This is a genomic window from Listeria sp. MAN/IMW/UF464, from assembly GCF_058683955.1.
In genome coordinates this window covers 62,733-85,698 of the sequence record NZ_JBZWZP010000004.1, presented here as the reverse complement: position 1 = coordinate 85,698, position 22,966 = coordinate 62,733, and the positions used below count along the sequence as shown (strand labels likewise).

The window sequence follows — 22,966 nt, the reverse complement described above, 5'->3', positions numbered from 1 at the left end:
ATATCGAGAGGATGTTTATCCAAATGCGTAAACCAATTATTGCTGGTAACTGGAAAATGAATAAAACTGCTGCAAAAGCAGGACAATTTGCAGAAGACGTAAAAAATAACGTGCCATCAAGCGATGCTGTTGAATCAGTAGTTGCTGCACCGGCTCTATTTTTACAAGAATTAGTTCGTCTTACTGAAGGAACTAATCTTCGCGTAGCTGCACAAAACTGTTATTTTGAAGACGAAGGTGCTTTCACTGGCGAAATTAGCCCGTTTGCACTTGCTGACTTAGGTGTTTCTTATGTTATTATCGGACACTCTGAACGTCGTGAGTACTTCCACGAAACAGATGAAGATATTAACAAAAAAGCACACGCAATCTTCAAACACGGCATGACACCAATCATTTGCTGTGGTGAAACATTAGACCAACGTGAAGCTGGTCAAACAGATACTTGGGTACGTGGTCAAATCCGTGCAGCTCTTGCTGGATTAACTGAAGAACAAGTAATCAAATCCGTTATTGCTTATGAACCAATTTGGGCAATCGGTACTGGGAAATCTTCCACAAGTGCTGATGCTAATGAAACTTGTGCAGTTATTCGTGCAGAAGTTGCTGACGCTGTATCTCAAAAAGCAGCAGACGCAGTTCGTATTCAATACGGCGGTAGCGTAAAACCTGAAAACATTGCTGATTATCTTGCAGAGTCCGACATTGACGGCGCTCTTGTAGGTGGAGCAAGCTTAGAACCAGCATCGTTCTTAGCATTATTGGAGGCAGTAAAATAAAATGAGTAAATCACCTGTAGCAATTATTATCCTCGATGGTTTTGGTAAACGTGCAGAAACAGTAGGTAATGCTGTAGCTCAAGCAAACAAACCAAATTTCGACCGTTATTGGGCTAATTTTCCTCACGGGGAACTTAAAGCTGCCGGCCTTGATGTTGGTCTTCCAGAAGGTCAAATGGGTAACTCTGAAGTTGGCCATACAAACATCGGAGCTGGACGTATTGTCTACCAAAGCTTAACTCGTATTGACAAAGCTATTGAAGAAGGCGAATTCCAAGAGAACAAAGCCCTAAACAATGCTTTCACTCATACAAAAGAAAACAACTCGGACTTACATCTTTTCGGTTTACTATCAGACGGCGGCGTGCATAGTCATATTAATCACCTCGTTGCACTTTTAGAAACTGCAAAAGATAAAGGCGTGAAAAACGTTTATATCCATGCATTCCTTGATGGACGTGACGTGGCTCCACAATCTTCACTAGAATATTTAGAAACACTAGAAAAAGCTATTAGTGACTTAAACTATGGTGCAATTGCTACTGTTTCTGGACGTTTCTACGCGATGGATCGTGATAAACGCTGGGAACGTGTTGAAAAAGCATACAAAGCAATCGTAAGCGCTGAAGGTGAAAAATTTGAAGATCCAATCGAACTTGTCAAAGCTTCTTATGCTAATGACAAAAATGATGAATTCGTTGTTCCTGCTATCATTACTAAAGGTGGCAAACCTGTTGCAACAGTTAAAGACAACGATGCAGTTATTTTCTTCAATTTCCGTCCTGACCGTGCGATTCAACTTTCTAATGCATTCACTGATAAAGAATGGGATCATTTCGACCGTGGGGCAGATCACCCTAAAAACATCAAATTCGTTACAATGACTCTTTACAACCCAAGCATTGATGCTGAAGTTGCTTTTGAGCCAATTGAAATGAAAAATGTTATCGGCGAAGTACTTTCTAATGAAGGTTTGTCGCAACTGCGTATCGCTGAAACAGAAAAATATCCACACGTAACATTCTTTATGAATGGTGGACGAAATGAAGAATTCCCTGGTGAAAACCGGATTCTAATCAATTCGCCAAAAGTAGAAACATACGATTTAAAACCTGAAATGAGCGCATATGAAGTAACAGATGCACTTGTTGAAGACATTAAAAACGACAAACACGATGCGATCATCTTAAACTTCGCAAATCCAGACATGGTTGGACACTCAGGTATGCTTGAGCCAACGATTAAGGCAATCGAAGCAGTAGATGAAAATCTTGGTCGTGTAGTAGATCTTATTTTAGAAAAAGGTGGCTCAGCTATTATCTTTGCTGACCATGGTAACTCTGAAACAATGTCTACTCCAGAAGGAAAACCGCACACTGCGCACACTACCGTTCCAGTTCCAGTAATTGTAACGAAAAAAGGTGTAACGCTTCGTGAAGGTGGTCGTCTGGCTGACGTTGCGCCAACTATGCTTGATTTACTTGGCGTTAAAAAACCTGCCGAAATGACAGGTGAAAGTTTAATTCAAAAATAATTTTAGTTATTACTTTAGTTTTTTTGCAAACAGAGCTACAATAAATACGAATTTAAAAACGGATGGGTCTTTGATTTGAAGTGAATTCTTGTTCATTTCATTCAATTAATCCCAACAAAGGAGAGAATTATAAATGTCTATTATTACTGAAGTTTATGCTCGCGAAGTCTTAGATTCCCGCGGTAACCCAACTGTTGAGGTTGAAGTTTATACTGAAGCTGGCGCGTTTGGTCGTGCATTAGTTCCAAGTGGTGCTTCAACTGGTGAATACGAAGCTGTAGAATTACGCGACGGCGACAAAGCTCGTTACCTTGGAAAAGGTGTTTTAAAAGCTGTTGAAAACGTAAACGACATTATTGCTGACAAAATTATCGGTTTTGACGTAACTGACCAAATCGGAATTGACAAAGCAATGATCGAACTTGATGGTACACCTAACAAAGGTAAATTAGGTGCTAACGCTATTCTTGGTGTTTCTTTAGCTGCTGCTCGTGCTGCTGCTGACGAACTAGGCGTACATTTATATGAATATCTTGGCGGAGTGAACGGTAAAGTTCTTCCAGTTCCAATGATGAACATCCTTAACGGCGGAGAACATGCTGATAATAATGTCGACGTTCAAGAATTTATGGTAATGCCAGTTGGAGCTCCAAACTTTAAAGAAGCTCTACGTATGGGTGCTGAAATCCTACACGCACTTAAAGCTGTACTTAAAGGTAAAGGCTTAAACACTGGTGTTGGTGATGAAGGTGGATTCGCTCCAAACCTTAAATCCAACGAAGAAGCTCTTGAAACAATCATGCAAGCAATTAAAGATGCTGGTTACAAACCTGGCGAAGAAGTTAAACTTGCGATGGATGCTGCATCAAGTGAGTTCTATAACCGCGAAACTGGTAAATATGAACTTAAAGGTGAAGGCGTAACTCGTACTTCTGAAGAAATGGTAACTTGGTATGAAGAAATGATTACTAAATACCCAATCATCTCTATTGAAGATGGCCTAGACGAAAACGACTGGGACGGATTCAAATTACTTACAGAACGTATTGGTGACCGCGTTCAATTAGTAGGTGACGATCTATTTGTAACTAACACAACTAAACTTAAAGAAGGTATCGAAAAAGGTATCGCTAACTCCATCCTAATCAAAGTTAACCAAATCGGTACTTTGACTGAAACATTGGATGCAATTGAAATGGCTAAACGCGCTGGCTACACTGCAGTTATCTCTCACCGTTCTGGTGAAACAGAAGATTCCACAATCGCTGACATTGCAGTAGCTACAAACGCTGGTCAAATCAAAACTGGTGCGCCTACTCGTACTGACCGTGTTGCAAAATATAACCAATTACTCCGCATCGAAGACAATTTGGCTGATCTTGCTGAATATCATGGTAACGACACTTTCTACAACTTAAAAAAATAAGTTGATTGAATAAAACGCTAAACTCCGCGAAAAGTAACATTTTCGCGGAGTTTTTTCTGTTTTAAAAATAGATAGAGGGGTAATGATTTGGAAGAGGAGGTAATGCTGATGAAAGTAAAAAATAGTCAGGCCTCAAAAGTGCTCGAAACTCCGAAAATCAAAGACGCTGTGGTGCATGAAAAAAGCCACCCCTTAGCCGAAAAGCGCTCTGTACCAAAGAAAATTATTGATGCAGACGTACCGCAACAACAATACCATCGTAGACTTATGAAATAAATAGTGCGCCTGATTCTAGCTTGATTAGAATCAGGCGTATTTTAATATATTAGAAGCATTTTTATATGAAATCAAGTATAATCAGATGTAAAATAAGAGTATTAGAAGTCTTGAGCAAGGAGAAATGCTTTATGATAACAAAAATCAATGGAATTAACTTGTTTTATCAAATTTACGGGACTGGCGAACCAATTCTTCTTATTCACGGAAATGGTCAAAATCATCGTTCCTTAAAGCGAATTATTGATGACTTAGCACTTAATCATCAAGTAATCGCTGTAGATAGTCGCGCACACGGTAGAAGTGACGCAGGAAATATGCCGCTTGATTTTGAAATAATGGCTCTCGATATGCTTTCATTACTCGATTTTTTGAAAATTGATAAATATAAAGTCGTTGGTTATAGCGACGGTGGTATTGTTGCTCTAGTAATGGGCAAAATGCAACCAAAACGTCAAATCGCCTCTGTCGTTATTGGCACAAATTACCATGTAAACCAAATCCGCTTTTTACCAGATTTGTTTTGCCGCATTGCTTATGGAGCTACAGTTCTCTTAGCTCCGTTTAGCCGTTTTTTTGAACGTATGAAACAGCAACTTGCTTTAACCATCTATCATCCACATATGTCAGAAGCGGATTTAAAGAAAATAAGCGCACCACTTTTGGCAGTTGTTGGTGAATACGATTTGATTTCTTCTAAAGATACGAAGAAAATGGTACATTCTGTTCAACACGGCGAAATGGTTATTGTTAGAAATGGGCTTCATTATTTACCTAGGCAAAAACCAAAACAATTGTTACAATTAATTCATACTTTCTTTTCCAATTTAAGCGCGGAAATTCACAAATAGAATCGCCTTGAAACCCTTTGTTACCAACGTGTTTGAGGGTCGAGAAAAAAGTGTTTGACAAGTTCCTTGGATAGCGTTAATATTGGTCTATTGGTCAGAACTCAAAAGGTAGCTTATTTAGTTCAGATGGGCTACAATAGAGTGGATTATAAAAGTGATGATATTAGGAGGATTGCGTAAAAATGAGTGCGGATCGTAGCTTTACGTTAAAAGCGGGAAATCGTGCTGTTTTGCTCTTGCATGGCTTTGCAGGGACTACAGAAGACGTAAGAGAACTTGGAGAAACTCTAGCAGAAAATGGATACACAGTACATGCACCAAACTTCAGAGGTCACGGGGATGAACCCGCTATTTTCTTGAAAACAACACCGGAAATGTGGTATGAAGATGCGGTGGCTGGATATCGTCAACTTGAAAAAGACGGATATAATGAAATTGCAATTGTCGGTGTGGCAATGGGCGGTGTTTTTGCGCTTAAAATGGCAGAATCGTTTTCACCAAAAGCGATTGTTCCTTTATGCGCCAATGTAAACCGTAAAATGCGCTATATCCCAATCGAAAACTATTTAACTAAACAATTAAAGAAACAAGGTATAGTAGAACAAGAAGCAGATGATATGTTAAAAAACTACCTTCCTGAAATAGACGTAATGACGGAAGCACGTGCTACTTTCTACAAAAATGTTGCGCGTGATATTGAAAAGATTCATGTGCCAACGATGATTGGTCAAGGCTGCCAAGACGAAGAAATCGACGCAGATAACGCCAATTATATCTTCAAACACATTCATACAAATGATAAACAACTATGCTTCTACGCAGGTTCAGGTCACGATATTGTGAACGACTGTGAAAAAGATATTTTAGAAGAAGACTTGATTTACTTCTTAGACGATCTAGTTTGGCTTGAGGAAAAAGTTGTTTAACTATTGTATAGAAACAAACCTTTACGTACAATACCAAATATGGTAAAATTAACCTTAGTCAAATTGGGCGGTTTTAGGAGGAAAGAACAATGAGTACAGTTTTAACGGTCTTACTCATCATCGTATCAGTACTGTTAATTACAGTTATCATACTTCAACCAGGTAAAAGTGCTGGGCTATCCGGTGCCATCTCTGGTGGAGCTGAGCAATTATTCGGTAAGCAAAAAGCAAGAGGACTAGAACTTATTCTACATCGTACAACCATCGTTCTATCCATTGTTTTCTTCGCAATACTAATTGCACTGGCATATTTTGTACAGTAACGAGATGTTAACCACCTGAATGAAAATTTAGGTGGTTTTTTATTATTGTAGTTCTCCAGAAGCGTAGTCCGCTTCCCTAGAACTACAATACAAGGCGTAACGAAGTGGAGCGTTGTTTCCATTAAAAAAGTGGACGAACAACACAAAAACGGGAGCACAAATTTTTAAGTTCAACAAATCCCCTAGAACTCCAATACAAGGCGTAACAAGGTGGAGTATTGTTTTCCATAAAAAAGTGGACGAACAACACAAAAAGGGGAGCACAAATTTTTAAGTACAACAAATCCCCTAAAACTCCAACAAAAACAACACCCACCTCAGACCAACCAAACCTCCAAAAAGAACCAAGGAGCGATATTTACTATGAAAATAACACCACCACAACCATTCCTATTCGAAAAAGGCAAAAGAGCAGTGTTACTCTTACACGGTTTCACAGGTAGCTCAGCGGATGTAAGAATATTAGGTAGGTTTTTACAAGAAAACAATTACACTTGCTATGCGCCTCAATACAGAGGCCACGGCGTATCACCAGACCTACTACTAAAAACAGGACCAAACGACTGGTGGGAAGATGTTCTTAAAGCCTATGATCACCTAAAATCACTCGGTTACACGGAAATTGCTGTAGCGGGACTTTCGCTCGGTGGACTTTTTTCACTAAAATTAGGTTTTTCTAGGCCGTTAAAGGGAATTATAGCCATGAGTACTCCAACAAGAATGGACAGCTCATCACCAATAATTCAAGGCTTTTTAGATTATGTGCGTAATTATAAAAAATTAGAAGGTAAAACGCCTGAACAAATCGATGCAGAAATGGTCGCCTATAAAGACGCGCCAATGAATACTATCGCTAAACTAAAAGATGAAATTAATGGCGTCGTGTCTGAAATAGATATGATTTATGCACCAATCATGGTCGTTCAAGGTGAAAAAGACGATATGGTTGATGTGAGCGGGGCACAGCTGATTTATGATACAGTAGAATCAACAAAGAAAGAGTTACACTGGTTTAAAGAATCTGGTCATGTCATCACATTAGACAAAGAAAGAAAAGACGTAAACCAATCAATTTTAACATTTTTAGATAGCTTAGATTGGCAAGAATAAACAATTTTTAAAACAGAGAGAGGAGGGACAGAAGTGGAACAAAAACAAATGGAAGAAAAAATTATGAATCTATTAACTTCAGCGCCTGATAAAACATTTGCGCTAGAAGATTTAGAAATAGAAATAGCTTTAAACAATGCGGATGACTTTAAATTAATGGTGAAAGCTTTAGTAAAACTGGAAGATTCCGGAACTATTGTCCGCTCAAGGAAGAATCGGTATGCATTACCAGAAAAAATGGACTTAGTAAAAGGAACATTTCGTGCACATGAACGAGGTTTTGGCTTTGTTCTCCCAGAAGAGAAAGAAATGGACGATATTTTTATCCCGCCAAATGAAGTTAAAGATGCAATGAACGGTGATTTAGTTTTTGCGACGATCACGAAACGTAAAGGCGATAATTTGGCAGAAGGTACGATTAAGAAAATTGTCGAACGGAAGACAACACAAATCGTCGGAACTTATATGGAAGACTTAGCTGGTACTCCAATTGTGATGCCAGATGATAAACGTCTTTTCGGTGAAGTAGAAATTGATTTAGAGGATGGCTTAAAACCGGTAGATGGTCATAAAGTTATCGTGGAATTAACTGAATATGCAACTGGACATGCTAGGGCTCGAGGTGTTGTTAAGTCAATTATCGGCCACCGTAATGATCCGGGAGTAGATATTTTATCGATTATTCATAAACATGGAATTTCGATTGCTTTTCCGGAAGAAGTCATGGAGCAAGTAAGTAAAGCACCTGACGTGGTTGATGATTCAGATATTGGCAATCGTCGTGATCTTCGTGACCAAATGATAATTACAATTGACGGGGCAGACGCCAAAGACTTGGATGATGCAGTTACTGTCAAACAATTACCAAATGGCAACTGGAAGCTAGGCGTTCATATTGCAGACGTAACGCATTATGTAACAGAAGGCTCGCCACTTGATAAAGAAGCGCAAGACCGCGGAACAAGTGTTTATTTGGTCGACCGAGTAATTCCAATGTTGCCACATAAACTTTCGAATGGCATTTGCTCACTTAACCCACAAGTAGACCGTTTTACAATGAGTTGTGAAATGGAAATTGACCAAGAGGGCCACGTGGTTAATCATGAAATTTTTGAAAGTATTATTAAAACAACGGAACGAATGACTTATACAGACGTTAATGATATTTTAGTTGAAAAAGACGAAGCGTTGCGTGAAAAATATGCGCCAATCGTTCCAATGCTTGAAGCGATGCAACATTTAGCTGAAATCCTTCGCCGCAAACGTGAAAAACGTGGTGCGATTGATTTTGATTTCAAAGAAGCACGTGTAGTTGTTGATGAAGAAGGTCATCCAGAAGCAGTCGTGATGCGCGAACGTTCAGCGGGAGAGCATTTGATTGAAGAATTTATGCTTGCTGCGAACGAAACAGTTGCAGAACATTTCCACTGGATGGATGTACCATTTATTTATCGTATTCATGAAGATCCAAAAGAAGATAAATTAGCACGTTTCTTTGAATTTATTACTAATTTTGGCTTGATTGTCAAAGGAACTGCCAATGATATTCACCCAGCAGCCTTACAACAAGTACTAGAAGAAGTAAAAGGTAAACCAGAAGAGATGGTTGTTTCAACTGTAATGCTACGTTCGATGCAACAAGCGAAGTATGATACAGTAAGCGCGGGACACTTTGGCTTGTCTACTGATTTTTATACACATTTCACGTCGCCAATTCGTCGTTATCCGGATTTAATCGTTCATAGGCTTATTAGAGAGTATTTAATAAACGGGGATGTTCGTCCGGAAACTTTAGAAAAACGCGCTGAGGAGCTTCCTGAGATTGCTGAACACAGCTCGAAAATGGAGCGACGTGCAGTAGAAGCTGAACGTGAAACTGACGAACTGAAGAAAACTGAGTTCATGGTCGATAAAGTGGGCGAACGATTCATCGGAATTATTAGCTCTGTAACCAATTTTGGTTTATTTATCGAACTTCCGACCACAATTGAAGGTTTAGTCCATGTGAGCGCAATGAAAGGCGATTACTTTAAATTCCACCAAAATCAATTAGCGATGATTGGCGAAAGAACAGGCCAAATTTATCGTATTGGTGATGAAGTGGAAGTAGAAGTAACTAAAGTCGACGTAGATGCTCGTGAAATCGATTTTGCTCTTCGTAGTGAAGGCAAACCAGGTCCGGTGAGCGATAAACAAAAACGTCAACGTGAAAAACCGATTGATAAAACTAGAAACTTTAAGAGTAACCAAAAAAAAGGTCGTAACAAACGTAGAACTGGTAAATCAGAAGACGTGAAACCAAAATCAGAACGTAAAGAAGACGAATGGTATACAAAACCTAAAAAGAAAAAGAAGAAAAAACCTTTTTATCAAGGTGTAGCAAAAGAAAGCCCGAAGAAGAAAAAACGTCGCTAGAAAGGATGGGGAGTTATGCCAAAAGGTGATGGTAAACTAGTCGCGCAAAATAAAAAAGCGCGCCACGATTACGCAATTGAAGAAACTTTTGAGGCTGGCATTGTCCTGCAAGGTACTGAAATCAAATCCGTCAGAAACGCACGGGTAAACTTAAAAGATTCCTATGCACGTATCGACAAAGGGGAAATTTTCTTACACAATATGCACATTAGTCCATATGAACAAGGGAACCGCTACAATCATGATCCACTAAGAACGCGCAAGTTGCTCTTACATAAGAAGCAAATCAGCCGTTTAATTGGAGAAACGAAAGAGTCCGGTTATTCGATTGTTCCACTAAAAATGTATATTAAAGATGGCTACGCAAAAGTACTTATCGGTGTAGCTCGAGGTAAAAAGAAATACGATAAACGCCAAGACTTAAAACAAAAAGAAGCAAAACGTGATATTGAACGCGCCTTTAAAGAGCGCCAACAATAAAAGCCTGAATCTAGTCATTCAACAACAGTTGAAGAAGCTAGATTTAGGCTTTTTTTATATGTCTATTTTTGTAAATTCATTCAAAGAGAGGTTATGCATCTCATCATGAAGAAAATAATCGATTTCATTTTTAATCCCGCTTAAAATACGTTCTTCTTCAAGCACTTTAGCCACTCTGAGCGCTCGTTGCATAAAGTGTTTACCTTTTTGTTTTTCACCTAGCTTATACAGAACAATTCCTTTTTTCGCAACAGCCATGCAAAATTGTAAGTAATAATGGTTATGCTTAGCGATTTTAATAGATAATTCAATGTAGTGCAAAGCTAGTTCATATTTTTCGTCCAAAATTAAATAAGTAGCACGATTAACATGAAGAGAAATCTCAATCGAAAGTGTTGGATATAAGTAACGATATTTTTTAAGTTGAGAAATAAGACGATTTACAATATGTTGAGCAGTTTCATTTTCAAAAATAAAGAAAATATTTCTTAATATTAATATGTCATTCCAAAATAATTCATCAGCTTCCGAAAGCCTGTCCCAAATGTAGGTTACTTTCTTTCGAGCAAGTTTAAAATTATGTTCTTTTTCAGCTAGTAAAATGCCTTCAAGTGAGGCTTTAATGTCAGAGATAAAAATATCGTTGTGGGTTTCTAAGTAGTCGTCGCATTTGGAAATAACATTAAGTATCATATCTGTTTCTGAGGAGGTAATAATCTTGGAGTATAGATAAAGGATATTTTCTTTTGGAGAAGGTGTAAAGTCTCGTTTTATAAATTCAAATTCTTCTAACGTCATATTGAAATTAAGTAAGATTTGAATAAAACGGTCCATACTAGGCATGATTTTATTATTCTCGATTTTTTGATAGTTAGAACGACTGAGAGCATTTGTACAGGCCTCTTGTTGTGTTAAGTTTTTACTTTTCCGAATAAATTTTAATGTATCACCAATATTTTGCATAAAACTCAGCTCCATTTGTTCAAATTTGATGCTTTTTAATTTTATGTAAGATTTGTGAGTTAGTATTTTTGTATAGATGAAAAAGGAGGGAGAAGACATGTTAACTTTGTTCAAAAGTATTAACTGGTTGTTTTAAAGTTTTTTAAGCAAGGTCTTCTGATGAACGCAATTATTGTTTTTCCATGAAGAATGGTCTGGCATAGTTGCGTTTTTTTGTAGGATTATTAGTAATTTGAACTTTTTTAGTGTATCTGTGAAAGAATTATAACATTATGTGATTATTTCTACAATCATAGATATGCAAAAATTAATAATTTTGCGAAATAATAAATCAAAAGTAATATGTTTTTAGTAAAAATATACATTAAGGGAGGAAAGAGAGATGAAGCAAAAGGGAAGAAAATCTAGTTTAATTTTCATTTTGACCATACTAATATTTAGTTGTTTAAGTGGATTTGGGACAAACGTTTTCGCGATGGATGGGGAATATCACTCGCCATATGGGGATGATGATCTATATACTGTCCAACCAACAGAACGTTCTCCTAGAGATCCAAAAGCTGGTGAAGACGTGACATTAAATATTACTACCTGGCCAATTGAAGATGGACAAAATGTTTGGGTAGAATGGACTAAAAACGGGGTAGCACAAGAAAATGTTACAGCAGCTTATGATTATAATAGCGGGAACAATACTTACTGGAAAGCAGATTTAGGAAAATTTGAAAAAGGCGATGAAATTACTTATACAACAAAAGGTTCTACTGACGGAGGAACTGAATATGAAAGTGGTCCGTTTACATTTTACGTGACGGACTGGGAGTATGTGCAAGATGTCAGCAGCGTTGTAGATAATGGAGATTCTATTACATTAAATATGACAGCTACTGCAGGTGAATTCACTCCAAAATTATATCTTTCGTTTGAGGATTTAGATACACTTCGTATGGAACTATCACCAACCGGTAAAGAAACTGGACATGCTGGAAAAACTGGTTACACAGTAGATGATGGTGCAGATAAAGTAACAGTTACAACTGACGATTTGCGAGTAGAAATCCAAAAGTCTCCTTACCGCATGGAAGTGTACCAAGCAGATGGAACTCTACTTACAAGTGAATATACAACTGCCAACAGCTTAGGTTGGTTGACAGATGGCAAAAATGTTATCAATCAGTATCAAAATAATTTTATGACGCCAAGTGATGAGGCGTTCTATGGTTTTGGTGAACGTTACGATACTATTAATCAACGAGGCAAAGATGTTGAAACCTATGTTTATAATGAGTACCAAGACCAAGCACAAACTGAACGAACTTATTTAGCAGTACCGTTTTTTGTAAGTGCAAATAAATATGGTATGTTTGTGAATTCTGATTTTCATTCACAATTCCAAATGGCTTCAAAAGTAGAAGATAAATATAGCTTTATTTTAGATAATGATGGCGATATGACGAATATGCTTGATTATTATGTCATCAGCGGAAAAGATCAAAATGATATTGTAAATAACTACACAGATATTACTGGAAAAACTACATTATTACCAAAATGGGCATTCGGACTTTGGATGTCAGCAAATGAATGGGATAGAGAATCTGATGTAAGTACAGCACTTTCTAATGCAAAAGAAAATGAAATTCCAGCAACGGGATTTGTATTAGAACAATGGAGTGATGAAGAAACTTACTACATTTGGAACGACGCGACATATACTGCGAAGAAAAATGGTGAACCTTTTGCCTATGATGATTTTACATTTAACGGGAAATGGACAAATCCAAAAGCAATGGTAGACAGCGTACATGATGCAGGAATGAACATTGTATTATGGCAAGTTCCTGTATTAAAAGATGATAATACAGTGTATGAACAAAGAGATAATGATGAAGACTACATGATAAGTCAAGGGTACAGTGCGGACGATGGAACAGGGGCGCCTTACCGAGTTCCAGCATCTCAGTGGTTTGGTAACGGGATTTTACTAGATTTCACAAATAAAGATGCGGTAAATTGGTGGACATCTCAACGTGAATATTTACTAACAGATGTCGGAATTGATGGATTCAAGACAGATGGTGGAGAAATGGTTTGGGGCCGTGATACAACTTTTTCTAACGGGGAAAAAGGGCAAGAAATGAGAAACCGTTATCCAACAGATTATGTTTCCAGCTATTTCGATTTTGCAAAAAGTATAAATCCAGAGGCAGTTTCCTTTAGCCGTTCTGGAACTTCAGGGGCACAAAAATCGGGCATTTACTGGTCTGGAGATCAAACTTCTACATTTGATTCTTTCCAAGCATCCGTAAAAGCAGGTCTTAGTGCATCAACATCAGGCGTTTCTTACTGGGCATGGGATATGGCAGGATTCACAGGAAATTATCCAACAGCAGAACTTTATAAACGCGCAACAGCAATGGCGGCTTTTGCACCGATTATGCAGTTCCACTCGGAAAAATCAGATCCATCGCCAAGTGAAGAACGCTCACCGTGGAATGCAGTAGCTAGAACTGGCGACGAAACGATTTTACCAACATTCCAAAAATATTTATATACACGTATGAATTTACTTCCTTATATTTATACAGCGGCAAAAGATACTGCTGATAATGGGAAATCTATGATGCGTCAAATGGCTATGGATTATCCAGAAGATATTAATACGCGTAATTTAGATGAACAATATATGTTTGGCGATGATTTACTTGTAGCACCAATTGTACAAGAAGGCCAAACAGAAAAAGAAGTTTATTTACCAGAAGGCGAATGGATAGATATTTGGAACGGCGGTATCCATCCAGGTGGCGAAACAATTTCTTACTATGCAGATGTTGATACGTTACCTGTATTTGCAAAAGCTGGAGCGATTATTCCAATGAATATGACAGATGGTTACCAACTAGGACAAAATGTAGGAAACGATTTAAAAGCATATGATAATTTAACGTTCCGAGTTTACCCATCAGGAAACAGCGAGTACAGTTTCTATGATGATGTAAATGGTGGCGAGATGCGTGATATTAGCGTTTCTGAAGATTTTGCCAATGAAAAAGTTACGGTTAATCTTCCGGCAATGGCAGATGAAACAACGATGCAAGTTTTCAGTACAGAGCCAACAAGTGTAACAGTTGCAGGAACTGAGGTAGCTAAAGCAGACACACTAGATGCCTTTAATGAAGCAACGAGCGCTTATTACTATGACACTGTACAAAACTTAACTTACATCAAAACTGCAGCAACAGATACTACTCAAGCTATCGTTTTAAATGGTGTAAATCATGCACCTTATGAAGCGGAATTCGGGCATTTAACAAATGTATCAACTGCAAGTGACCATGCTGGCTACACTGGAACTGGTTTTGTAGCTGGATTTGATGAAGAAAAAGAAGCAGTTGAGTTTGATATTGATGCAGTTGATGGCGCATCCGATTATACGATGGAAGTGCGTTATAGCGCGGGTGTGGAAGATGCTACAAGAACGGTTTATGTAAATGGCAACAAACAACAAATTGCTTTACCGAAAACGGCTGACTGGGATACTTGGGACGTAGTGGAAGTGCCAGTAACCTTGCAAGATGGTATTAACCAAGTCGTCTTTGATTTTGAAGCAGGCGATACAGCGGGAATTAACTTTGATCATGTTGTAATTAAAAAATAAACACATTGCCACCCTTTTCGAGGTGAAGAGGGTGGTACTTTGAAAGGAGTAAGAGATGAAAAAGATAATTGGATTGTTGTTCATTGTAAGTTGTTGTATTTTACTTTCGCCAACAATAAAAGTGCAAGCGGATACAGTTCCTTTGCCAGCTCCAATCATTGAGGCATTTCCAGTTGAAGCAATTGCTGAGGCGATTGCTGAAGAATTGGATAAAGATTCTGTAAATGATATTATCACGCAAGAAGATTTAGATACAATCACAATCCTACCATTTCCAGGGTTAAATTTAACTGGGGAAGATTTGAATGTATTGAATAATGAAGTTTTTACAAACGCAACAGAATTAGCTATTTGGAGTAATAATATTGGCGAGATGCCTGACTTATCGGAGAGTCTTCCTGCTTTAGAAACTATAAAAGCATCTGATGCAAACATTACTCAATTTCCAAACGCAAAATATCCTAATTTAACGACAGTAGATTTTAGTAAAAATAATTTCGGAATTAATATTCCTGAGTTCATTGGGATGGAAGAATTAGTTAGCATTAACATGGAGCAAGCAGAGCTTTCTGGATATATAGCGAAAGACATTTGGATGAATATGCCTAATTTAGATACATTACTTCTTCGTGATAATCATTTAATTTCAATTCCAGAAGATATTTTTCTAACTGGGCAAATTAGGAATCGTTCATTTGATGGACAGACAGCTACCTATCCTCCAAGGACAATTAAACAAGGCGAAAATTTAGATGTTTTTGTGCCGTTTATTTATCAAGCGCTAGATTTTATCGCACCAGCTCCTGGGAACGAGATGATAATTAATGATAACGGTGAATTTCTTTATAAACCAGTGTATCCATCCTATACGGGTTCTTACATGTACACTATTGAAACAGCAGGATTAGAGCCTGGTGAACATTTGTTAGAAATCTCACTAAATTACAATGGATCAGAATATTTAGGGTGGTATGATTTTCCTGTAACAATTACTGAATGAAAAGGAGCGAGATGATGAAAAAAGGGATGAAACAAGTTTGTGTCAGTATGGCTGTTGTGCCGCTTGTTTGGTTGAACTTAGGGATAACGCAACCATTAGAAGTGGAAGTTAACGCAGAAGAAACAGAGAAAAAAGAAGTGAAACAACAAGCGAATGGAGAAACTGCAAAACAGCTTAGTAAAGAAGAATATGCGAAGCTAAGTGCAGAAGAAGGACTTGGAAATGTTTTAGAGGCAACTGTAACAGACAATGTTATCACGCTGAAAATCGATAACGGGGATGAAGCAGAAGATGACTACTTAGAAATTTCACCACTTGCCAATAATCTGCTTAAAGTTAATTTACGACCGCGAAATATCGAAAATAGTGAGTCGACACCGATGATTGATCCTAATGCAACTTTTACAGCAATTGGGGCTAAGATTGATTTAGAATCCGATCCTATGGTTATTTCAACGGACGAATGCACACTTGAAATTTCTAAAGAACCAGCGCGAATGACTTTTAAAGATAAAGAGGGAAAAACTTTATTATCTGAGTCGGCTGATGGTGGGATTTTCGATGGTGGTGTGAGATTTAAACGCGGTGCAGCTGACCATGTTTATGGGGCTTATGGTATTAGTTTTAGCGACGGAGACCTTGGGATGGAGCGAGATAATACAGCTGCAAATAGCGGAAAGACAGCTCAAGCAGGTCAACAAGGTAATGCTGGTGGCCCGTTTATGTGGTCTACTGCAGGTTATGGTCTTTTAGTAGATAGTGACGGGGGTTATCCTTATTCTGTTTCAGACGAAGAAAAGCTAGAATTCTATTACGGGGATACGGTTGTTGAAGGCCGTCGTTACGAAAAAGAAAATGTAGAAATGTACTTGATGTCAGGGGAACCTGAAGAAATCATGTCCTCTTACGCTGATGTAACTGGTCACACTCCTATGATGCCAAAATGGTCTCTTGGTTTCTCCAATTTCGAATGGGGAACAAATGAAGATGAATTCCGTAAAAATATTGATACGTATCGTGCTAAGGGAATTCCGATTGATTCTTTTGCTTTTGACTACGATTGGAAATTTTACGGAGATCCTGTTTATGGAGGGGATTACGGTGAATTTGCTTGGAATACAACTAATTTCCCATCCGCAAAAGACACTACTTTAAAAAATGATATGGATGCACTAGGTGTAAAAATGATTGGTATTACTAAACCTCGTGTGGTAACTAATCTACAAGATGGAACGGAAACGCAACAAGGTAAAGATGCTGAGGCAAATGGTTACTGGTATCCAGGCCAAGAAGCGTATGAAGATTACGCGTTCCCAGTTACTGTTAGAAGTATCGATCCGTATAATCCGGATGAACGTAATTGGTGGTGGTCTCATTCTGAAGATGCGCTGGATAAAGGTATCGTCGGTTGGTGGAATGATGAAACTGACAAAGTATCCTCCAATGGAGCGGATTATTGGTTTGGTAATTTCACAACAGGTTTCACGTCTCAAGCAATGTATGAAGGTCAACGTGATTACACAAATGAACGTGTTTGGCAGACTGGAAGAACATATTATCCAGGAGCTCAGCGCTATTCAACATCCATTTGGTCAGGCGATATCGGCGTCCAGTGGAAAAAAGGCGAAGTAATTGACTGGGCAAATGGAATGCAAGAACAACCAAGTACGATGTTGTCTACTATCAATTTAGGACAAACGAAATGGGGCATGGACACAGGTGGTTTTAATGCCAATTCTGGACAAGTATTAAATCCAGATCCAGAACTTTATAGTCGTTGGATGGAGTTTAGCTCTCTTGTACCAGTATTTAGAACACATGGTAATGATAATCAACAACGTCAACCTTGGTATTACGGCGGGACTGCAGAAGAAGTGGCGAAAAGTAGTATGACTTGGCGCTATTCAATGATTCCATACATGTATGCCTATGAAAGACAAGCTTATGAATCTGGAGTAGGACTTGTTCAACCACTTACTTTTGATAATCCAACAGATGAAAATGTAGTTAACCTAACAAATGAATGGATGTTTGGTGATGCTATCCTTGCAGCTCCTATTTTAGAAGAGGGTACTGGTTCGCGTGAAATCTATTTACCAGCGGGAACTTGGATAGACTATAATCGTGGTGATATCTACGAAGGGAACCAAACTATCAATTATGAAGTAAATGACGAAGACTGGACGGATGTTCCGATGTTCGTTAAACAAGGCGCAATTATACCAATGCAACAGCCGCAAAACTATGTTGGTGAATCCGCAGTTAAAACCGTTTATTTAGACACATTTGCTTCTGAAAAAGATACTTCATTTACACATTATGATGACGATGGAAAATCTTTTGATTATGAAAAAGAAGTTTATTTGAAACAAAAAATGACAACATCGAAAACAGCAGATACTACTACTTTCACAGTTGGCGCGAAAGAAGGAAGTTACAAAGCTGACACAGAAAATTACATTGTAAAACTACACGGAAATGCTGCTGAAAGTGTCCAAGTTAATGGCACTGATAGCAAATTATACGATGATTTATCTGCACTCGAAAATGCAGATGGAAGTGGTTATGCTGTTTCTAGCGATATTTATGGTGCAGTAACTTATGTGAAAGTACCAGCTCAAGGAGACACAGATACAGTCATCACAGCAACCGGTTCTAAAAGCGTGGAACAAACTGGAACATATGAAATGGAAAAAGGTTCTAGTTTTGCAAATACAGTTGCCGAGAAACCTGTAACTGAACAAACCTATGTAGATGGATATGATTCAGATGGCTCTGGAACAACAATTTATGCAAATGTAAAAGATGCTGGCGATTATAATGTCGATTTAACATACAAAAATGCTTCCGAAGATAACCAATCATTAAGTATTTTTGTAAATGGAGAATATGTAAAACAAACAACTTTAAAACCAGCAGCAGATTGGACTGTTCAAGCGGAAAACTTACCACTTGCAGCAGGGAAAAATAGTATCTCTTATAAAGTGGTTACAGACACAGGCGACAAAGCAGATCAAGTCGCATTAGACAAAGTAAATATCGGTTTCACTCCAACTGTAGCAAAAGTAGAAGCGGAAGAAGCAGCTCTATCTGGAACTTTAAAAGTGGCAAATGATCATTGGTTCTATAGTGGAGAAGGCTTTGTTGGTGGCTTTGGAGCAGCAGGAGATGAAATCAAGTTTGAAGTGGATGTGCCAGCAGACGGGGAATATGTGCTAAATACCCGAACTGCAAATGGAAGTGGGATGCCGCAAACGCTTGATTTGTACACAAATGGTACTTATAATTCTCGCGTAACTTTCCCTTCAGAAGGGGAAAACTGGAATATTTGGACTGATACAGAAAAAGCTGTGAATTTAAAAGCGGGTACAAATAAAATCACTTTCTTAATGGACGGTGAAACTACAGGAAATATCAATATTGATAGAATCCTTGTCTCAGCGGATCCGATTAACAGTCCCGTTCAATCAGAAGTAAATCTACTTGATAACGGCGGTTTTGAACGTGACCCTGCTGCAACTACTAATTGGGTAGAGTCTCATCCAGACGGTCAGGATAAGGCATATGGCGTTGATAGTGGTTCAGGTGTCAATCCTCCAGAATCACCAGCTTTTGGAAGTCAGAGCGCTTATTTCTACCTACCAGGAGCTTACCAGCAAACACTAGCGCAACAAATCGCAGTTCCAACTAATAATGCGAATTACGATGTGGAAGCTTGGGTTAAAGTAAGTAAAGATGATACTGCAAAAGCACAAATGACAGTTAATAACTACGATAGCAGTGAAGGTCAGACTATTGATTTAGTAGCAGATAATGTTTGGCACTATGTTTCTATTAAGAATGTCAAAGTAACAACAGGAAATATTAATACAAGTTTTGTGATGGACTCTAAAGGCGGAACAAGTATTCATATTGATAATGTTAGAGTTATGCCATCTGCCAAATAATTAGATAGAGCGGGGTGATTTATCCCGCTCTTTTCTTTAAGGAGGAGAAAAGATGAAAAGACTATTTATAGTATTTAGTTTGATTATTATTGGAGTTGTTAGCTTGAATGCAATGGATGCAAATGCTAGTGTGACAGAGGTATATCCATTGCCAGCCAGAATAATTGATGTTTTTCCAAATGAAAACTTAGCAGAAGATATGGTAGAAAACTTGCACAAAAGTGATGTTACAGACGTCATTACGCAAGATGATATAAATGCAGCGACATCATTAGGATTGGGCTATTTTACAAATTACTTAACAGATGAAACTTTAGAAATGCTAGGAAATGCTTATTTTAGCAATGTAAATAATATTATGATTTATCCTACCCAAACAAAGTTCACTAAATTTCCGGATTTACCGACTTTACCCCTATTAGATACTTTAAGAGCAGAAGTAAGTATAACAAGTGAAATACCACCTGAAAATATTACCGTACCAGATTATCAAAATTATCCAGAATTAAAGTACCTTAATTTTGGTAGTAGAACTATTGTGGGGGGCTTGCCTGACTTTTCTAATATTCCTAAACTAGAAACGTTGTTGCTAAATGAATGTGGCCTTGCTTCAGAAGATGTACCTGATTTTACAAACTTGAAAAATTTACAGGAAGTAAACTTTGAGTCGAATCAATTCACAACAGAAATGACAGATTTCACTCATTTGGATAGTTTGGTAAGTATGGATTTGAGCTATAATTATTTAAACATACTACCACCTACTATTGTTGATAAAATAACTGTACTAGGCCAAATTGGAACTTTACCAGATCAAACGGTTGCTTATGGGGAAGATGCATATATCACACTACCAATTTATACACAACTGTATGATTTAAAGGATATTAATGGTGTTCAAGAAGTGTGGATTCGAAATTCAGATGATGATAAAGTGTTTGATTCATTTAAAGTAAATTATGATGAGGACAAGGCGCAAATTATTGTTCCTACAAGTAATCTTGATAAAGGCGAGTACACGATTGGTATTGATTTTAATGGAATAGAGCCCTATATTGAAGAAGGCGAAGTTATGAAATACTCACTGAAATTAACTATCAATTAATTGAAAACTTGTGGCATGCTAAATAATAGTTGTACATTTGGCTGTGTCACAAGTTTTTTCTGTTTGTAAAGGCTCGTTTTTTCCTGTATAATATCTAATGTTAGACTTTAACTCTGGGGATGTTACGGATTCGACAGGGATAGTTCGAGCTTGAGTTGCGAGTCGGGGGGATCGTCCTCGTTATCAACGTCAAAGCCAATAATAACTGGCAAAGAAAAACAAAACCTAGCTTTCGCTGCCTAATAAGCAGTAGCATAGCTGATCCTCCGTGCATCGCCCATGTGCTACGGTAAGGGTCTCACTCTAAGTGGGCTACACTAGTTAATCTCCGTCTGAGGTTAAATAGAAGAGCTTAATCAGACTAGCTGAATGGAAGCCTGTTACCGGGCTGATGTTTATGCGAAATGCTAATACGGTGACTACGCTCGTAGATATTCAAGTGCCGATATTTCTGGACGTGGGTTCGACTCCCACCATCTCCATATTTTGAAACGCGTAAAGAAAGTCCTATGTTCTTTAATGGTGTTATTAAGCCATTTAAGAACATAGGACCTTTTTTTATTTTCCATTAACTTGAGTATTTCTTTCTCTTTTATTAAGAATCATTTGCTAAACTAAAAAAAGAAGTAAGGAGAGGAGAAATAAGATGCTACGCTTTAAGAAATTTTTCGTTATTTTAATTGTAATTGGATTTATATATGTCTTGATTGTAGCGGCATTTATGTTTAGCGGGACGTGGGCCAAACCTGATGAAAACGTAAATACGGTACTTATTTTAGGTGCGAAAATTAATGGGGATCCGGCTACCCCGTCGTTAGTTTTAGAGGAAAGATTGGATACGGCAGTGGCTTATTTGAATGAATATCCAAAGGCAAAGGTGATTGTTAGTGGTGGGCAAGGTGCTGATGAAAGCACGACGGAAGCTGCGGTTATGGAAGAATATTTGGTTAATGAAGGCATTGCGAGAAATCGGATTAAAAAGGAAACTAAATCCAAAAGAACGGAAGAAAATATTAAATATAGCAATGAAAAATTTGATTTAGGAAAAACAGTGATTGTGACAAGTGACTATCATATGTATAGGGCGCTAATGCTAGCAAAACGTCAGGGGATAAATGCAACCGGTCTTCCAGCAAAATCTCGGACACCTGCCAAGTACAAAGGAATGATGCGCGAAGTTTTATCCATCACATATGCATGGGTTTTTGACCGATAATACATGCTATAATAAGGCTAAAAGGGCTGGAGGTTTTGGGATGAAACTAGAGCGGATTTTAGCAATATTAGTCATGATTTTAGAGCGAAAAGTACTAGCAAGTGAGCTCGCTGAAAAATTCGAGGTAAGCACACGAACGATTTACCGCGATATGGATACGCTCCTTTATGCGGGATTTCCAGTCGTTGCTTTACCGGGGAAAAATGGCGGATTTACGATGCTTGATACATATAAATTAGCGACGTTTACTTTTTCGGAGGAAGAGAAGCGGATTTTGCTTGAAGCTTTAGAGGCACGTTCGGAATTTATGTTGAATGATAGCCAAGAAACTTTACGAGAAAAAATCACTTTATTACAAACAGAAAAACCAACTAGCAATTATATTTTCTTTGATTCAGCGACACAACATCGCAAACAAATTGAGGCTGAAGTAAAACGAAAAATCGCCTATATTCAAAAAGCTTTTACAATGAAAAAACAGCTAGATATAACATATATTGCGATGGACGGAACAGAAACAAACCGAGAAATTTCACCTCAAAAATTAAACTTAATGGATGGCAGTTGGTATTTAGAAGCATACTGTCACAAAAGAGCAGCCATTCGCCACTTTAAATTAACAAGAATAACGTCTTTGAAAGAAACGAGTAAAACTAGTATGAAAATAGAAGAAGACCAAAAACAAGCTGAAGTAACAGAAAAAATTGTGTTAGAGTTTCCGAAAAATCAGCTTGGAAAATTACTGGATTACTTTTTGTTAGAAGAAATGCAAATGGAGTTAGATTTGGTTCGTGTAACGTTTCAATATGATTCTGAGCGGAATATTATCCCGTTTTTATTGATGTTTGGAAGTGCGGTGAAGATTTTAGAACCGGATTCGCTACAAAAAGAATATAAGTCCGAAGTGGAAAAACTTTATTTTAATTTGAATTCTTGACAGATAGTTGTCAAGTTTTG

The 22,966-nt window shown here is 37.9% G+C and carries 17 protein-coding genes and 1 other RNA gene; 17 read left to right on the top strand and 1 reads right to left on the bottom strand.

The features are described 5' to 3' along the window. Positions 1-23 precede the first annotated feature (23 nt). The 10 genes from tpiA (at position 24) to smpB (ending at position 10,120) form a co-directional block, all read left to right on the top strand. A complete protein-coding gene (tpiA, locus tag AC4PG0_RS13000) occupies positions 24-779 on the top strand; it encodes a triose-phosphate isomerase (RefSeq protein WP_003726581.1) in 756 nt (251 codons plus the stop codon). Between the two features lies 1 nt (position 780). Beyond that, positions 781-2,313 (top strand): 2,3-bisphosphoglycerate-independent phosphoglycerate mutase, encoded by a 1,533-nt coding sequence (gene gpmI, locus AC4PG0_RS12995; protein ID WP_045552570.1) that lies wholly within the window; start codon positions 781-783, stop codon positions 2,311-2,313. Positions 2,314-2,446: 133 nt separating this feature from the next. Then, on the top strand, positions 2,447-3,739 hold the full coding sequence (eno, locus tag AC4PG0_RS12990) for a phosphopyruvate hydratase (RefSeq protein ID WP_003727923.1): 1,293 nt from the start codon (positions 2,447-2,449) through the stop codon (positions 3,737-3,739). Positions 3,740-3,841: 102 nt separating this feature from the next. Next, on the top strand, positions 3,842-4,015 hold the full coding sequence (locus tag AC4PG0_RS12985; protein WP_010991252.1) for a hypothetical protein: 174 nt from the start codon (positions 3,842-3,844) through the stop codon (positions 4,013-4,015). Positions 4,016-4,146: 131 nt separating this feature from the next. Beyond that, entirely contained in the window at positions 4,147-4,866 is a 720-nt protein-coding gene (locus tag AC4PG0_RS12980; RefSeq protein WP_492168008.1) for an alpha/beta fold hydrolase, read from the top strand. A gap of 182 nt (positions 4,867-5,048) precedes the next feature. Further along, positions 5,049-5,792: an alpha/beta hydrolase gene (locus AC4PG0_RS12975; protein ID WP_003763862.1), complete on the top strand. Its 744-nt coding sequence runs from the start codon at positions 5,049-5,051 to the stop codon at positions 5,790-5,792. Between the two features lie 89 nt (positions 5,793-5,881). Further along, on the top strand, positions 5,882-6,115 hold the full coding sequence (gene secG / locus AC4PG0_RS12970; RefSeq protein ID WP_003739713.1) for a preprotein translocase subunit SecG: 234 nt from the start codon (positions 5,882-5,884) through the stop codon (positions 6,113-6,115). 363 nt (positions 6,116-6,478) lie between these two features. After that, positions 6,479-7,225: an alpha/beta hydrolase gene (locus tag AC4PG0_RS12965; RefSeq protein ID WP_492167764.1), complete on the top strand. Its 747-nt coding sequence runs from the start codon at positions 6,479-6,481 to the stop codon at positions 7,223-7,225. A 33-nt stretch (positions 7,226-7,258) separates the two neighbouring features. Next, positions 7,259-9,640: a ribonuclease R gene (gene rnr / locus AC4PG0_RS12960; protein WP_031649562.1), complete on the top strand. Its 2,382-nt coding sequence runs from the start codon at positions 7,259-7,261 to the stop codon at positions 9,638-9,640. Between the two features lie 15 nt (positions 9,641-9,655). Then, a complete protein-coding gene (smpB, locus tag AC4PG0_RS12955; protein ID WP_003723350.1) occupies positions 9,656-10,120 on the top strand; it encodes an SsrA-binding protein SmpB in 465 nt (154 codons plus the stop codon). Between the two features lie 54 nt (positions 10,121-10,174). On the opposite strand, the gene AC4PG0_RS12950 is transcribed toward smpB, so the two are convergent. Continuing rightward, positions 10,175-11,083, bottom strand: a complete 909-nt coding sequence (locus AC4PG0_RS12950) for a helix-turn-helix domain-containing protein (RefSeq protein WP_010991248.1) — start codon at positions 11,081-11,083, stop codon at positions 10,175-10,177. Between the two features lie 382 nt (positions 11,084-11,465). On the opposite strand from AC4PG0_RS12950, the gene AC4PG0_RS12945 reads away from it, so the two are divergent. The 7 genes from AC4PG0_RS12945 (at position 11,466) to AC4PG0_RS12915 (ending at position 22,946) form a co-directional block, all read left to right on the top strand. Continuing rightward, positions 11,466-14,741: a TIM-barrel domain-containing protein gene (locus AC4PG0_RS12945; protein ID WP_492167763.1), complete on the top strand. Its 3,276-nt coding sequence runs from the start codon at positions 11,466-11,468 to the stop codon at positions 14,739-14,741. A 55-nt stretch (positions 14,742-14,796) separates the two neighbouring features. After that, a complete protein-coding gene (locus tag AC4PG0_RS12940; RefSeq protein ID WP_185334534.1) occupies positions 14,797-15,741 on the top strand; it encodes an internalin N-terminal domain-containing protein in 945 nt (314 codons plus the stop codon). Between the two features lie 14 nt (positions 15,742-15,755). Next, entirely contained in the window at positions 15,756-19,688 is a 3,933-nt protein-coding gene (locus tag AC4PG0_RS12935; RefSeq protein WP_194318596.1) for a TIM-barrel domain-containing protein, read from the top strand. Between the two features lie 52 nt (positions 19,689-19,740). Continuing rightward, positions 19,741-20,793 (top strand): internalin N-terminal domain-containing protein, encoded by a 1,053-nt coding sequence (locus AC4PG0_RS12930; protein ID WP_194318595.1) that lies wholly within the window; start codon positions 19,741-19,743, stop codon positions 20,791-20,793. A 115-nt stretch (positions 20,794-20,908) separates the two neighbouring features. After that, positions 20,909-21,278: a transfer-messenger RNA gene (ssrA, locus tag AC4PG0_RS12925) on the top strand. 161 nt (positions 21,279-21,439) lie between these two features. Next, positions 21,440-22,009: a YdcF family protein gene (locus AC4PG0_RS12920; protein ID WP_492167762.1), complete on the top strand. Its 570-nt coding sequence runs from the start codon at positions 21,440-21,442 to the stop codon at positions 22,007-22,009. A gap of 40 nt (positions 22,010-22,049) precedes the next feature. Continuing rightward, positions 22,050-22,946, top strand: a complete 897-nt coding sequence (locus AC4PG0_RS12915) for a helix-turn-helix transcriptional regulator (protein WP_194318594.1) — start codon at positions 22,050-22,052, stop codon at positions 22,944-22,946. Positions 22,947-22,966 lie beyond the last annotated feature (20 nt).

Excerpts from the sequence above, each read along its gene's own strand:
- tpiA (WP_003726581.1), top strand. The coding sequence starts at position 24 with ATGCGTAAACCAATTATTGCTGGTAACTGGAAAATGAATAAAACTGCT.
- gpmI (WP_045552570.1), top strand. The coding sequence starts at position 781 with ATGAGTAAATCACCTGTAGCAATTATTATCCTCGATGGTTTTGGTAAA.
- eno (WP_003727923.1), top strand. The coding sequence starts at position 2,447 with ATGTCTATTATTACTGAAGTTTATGCTCGCGAAGTCTTAGATTCCCGC.
- AC4PG0_RS12985 (WP_010991252.1), top strand. The coding sequence starts at position 3,842 with ATGCTGATGAAAGTAAAAAATAGTCAGGCCTCAAAAGTGCTCGAAACT.
- AC4PG0_RS12980 (WP_492168008.1), top strand. The coding sequence starts at position 4,147 with ATGATAACAAAAATCAATGGAATTAACTTGTTTTATCAAATTTACGGG.
- AC4PG0_RS12975 (WP_003763862.1), top strand. The coding sequence starts at position 5,049 with ATGAGTGCGGATCGTAGCTTTACGTTAAAAGCGGGAAATCGTGCTGTT.
- secG (WP_003739713.1), top strand. The coding sequence starts at position 5,882 with ATGAGTACAGTTTTAACGGTCTTACTCATCATCGTATCAGTACTGTTA.
- AC4PG0_RS12965 (WP_492167764.1), top strand. The coding sequence starts at position 6,479 with ATGAAAATAACACCACCACAACCATTCCTATTCGAAAAAGGCAAAAGA.
- smpB (WP_003723350.1), top strand. The coding sequence starts at position 9,656 with ATGCCAAAAGGTGATGGTAAACTAGTCGCGCAAAATAAAAAAGCGCGC.
- AC4PG0_RS12950 (WP_010991248.1), bottom strand. The coding sequence starts at position 11,083 with ATGCAAAATATTGGTGATACATTAAAATTTATTCGGAAAAGTAAAAAC.
- AC4PG0_RS12945 (WP_492167763.1), top strand. The coding sequence starts at position 11,466 with ATGAAGCAAAAGGGAAGAAAATCTAGTTTAATTTTCATTTTGACCATA.
- AC4PG0_RS12940 (WP_185334534.1), top strand. The coding sequence starts at position 14,797 with ATGAAAAAGATAATTGGATTGTTGTTCATTGTAAGTTGTTGTATTTTA.
- AC4PG0_RS12935 (WP_194318596.1), top strand. The coding sequence starts at position 15,756 with ATGAAAAAAGGGATGAAACAAGTTTGTGTCAGTATGGCTGTTGTGCCG.
- AC4PG0_RS12930 (WP_194318595.1), top strand. The coding sequence starts at position 19,741 with ATGAAAAGACTATTTATAGTATTTAGTTTGATTATTATTGGAGTTGTT.
- AC4PG0_RS12920 (WP_492167762.1), top strand. The coding sequence starts at position 21,440 with ATGCTACGCTTTAAGAAATTTTTCGTTATTTTAATTGTAATTGGATTT.
- AC4PG0_RS12915 (WP_194318594.1), top strand. The coding sequence starts at position 22,050 with ATGAAACTAGAGCGGATTTTAGCAATATTAGTCATGATTTTAGAGCGA.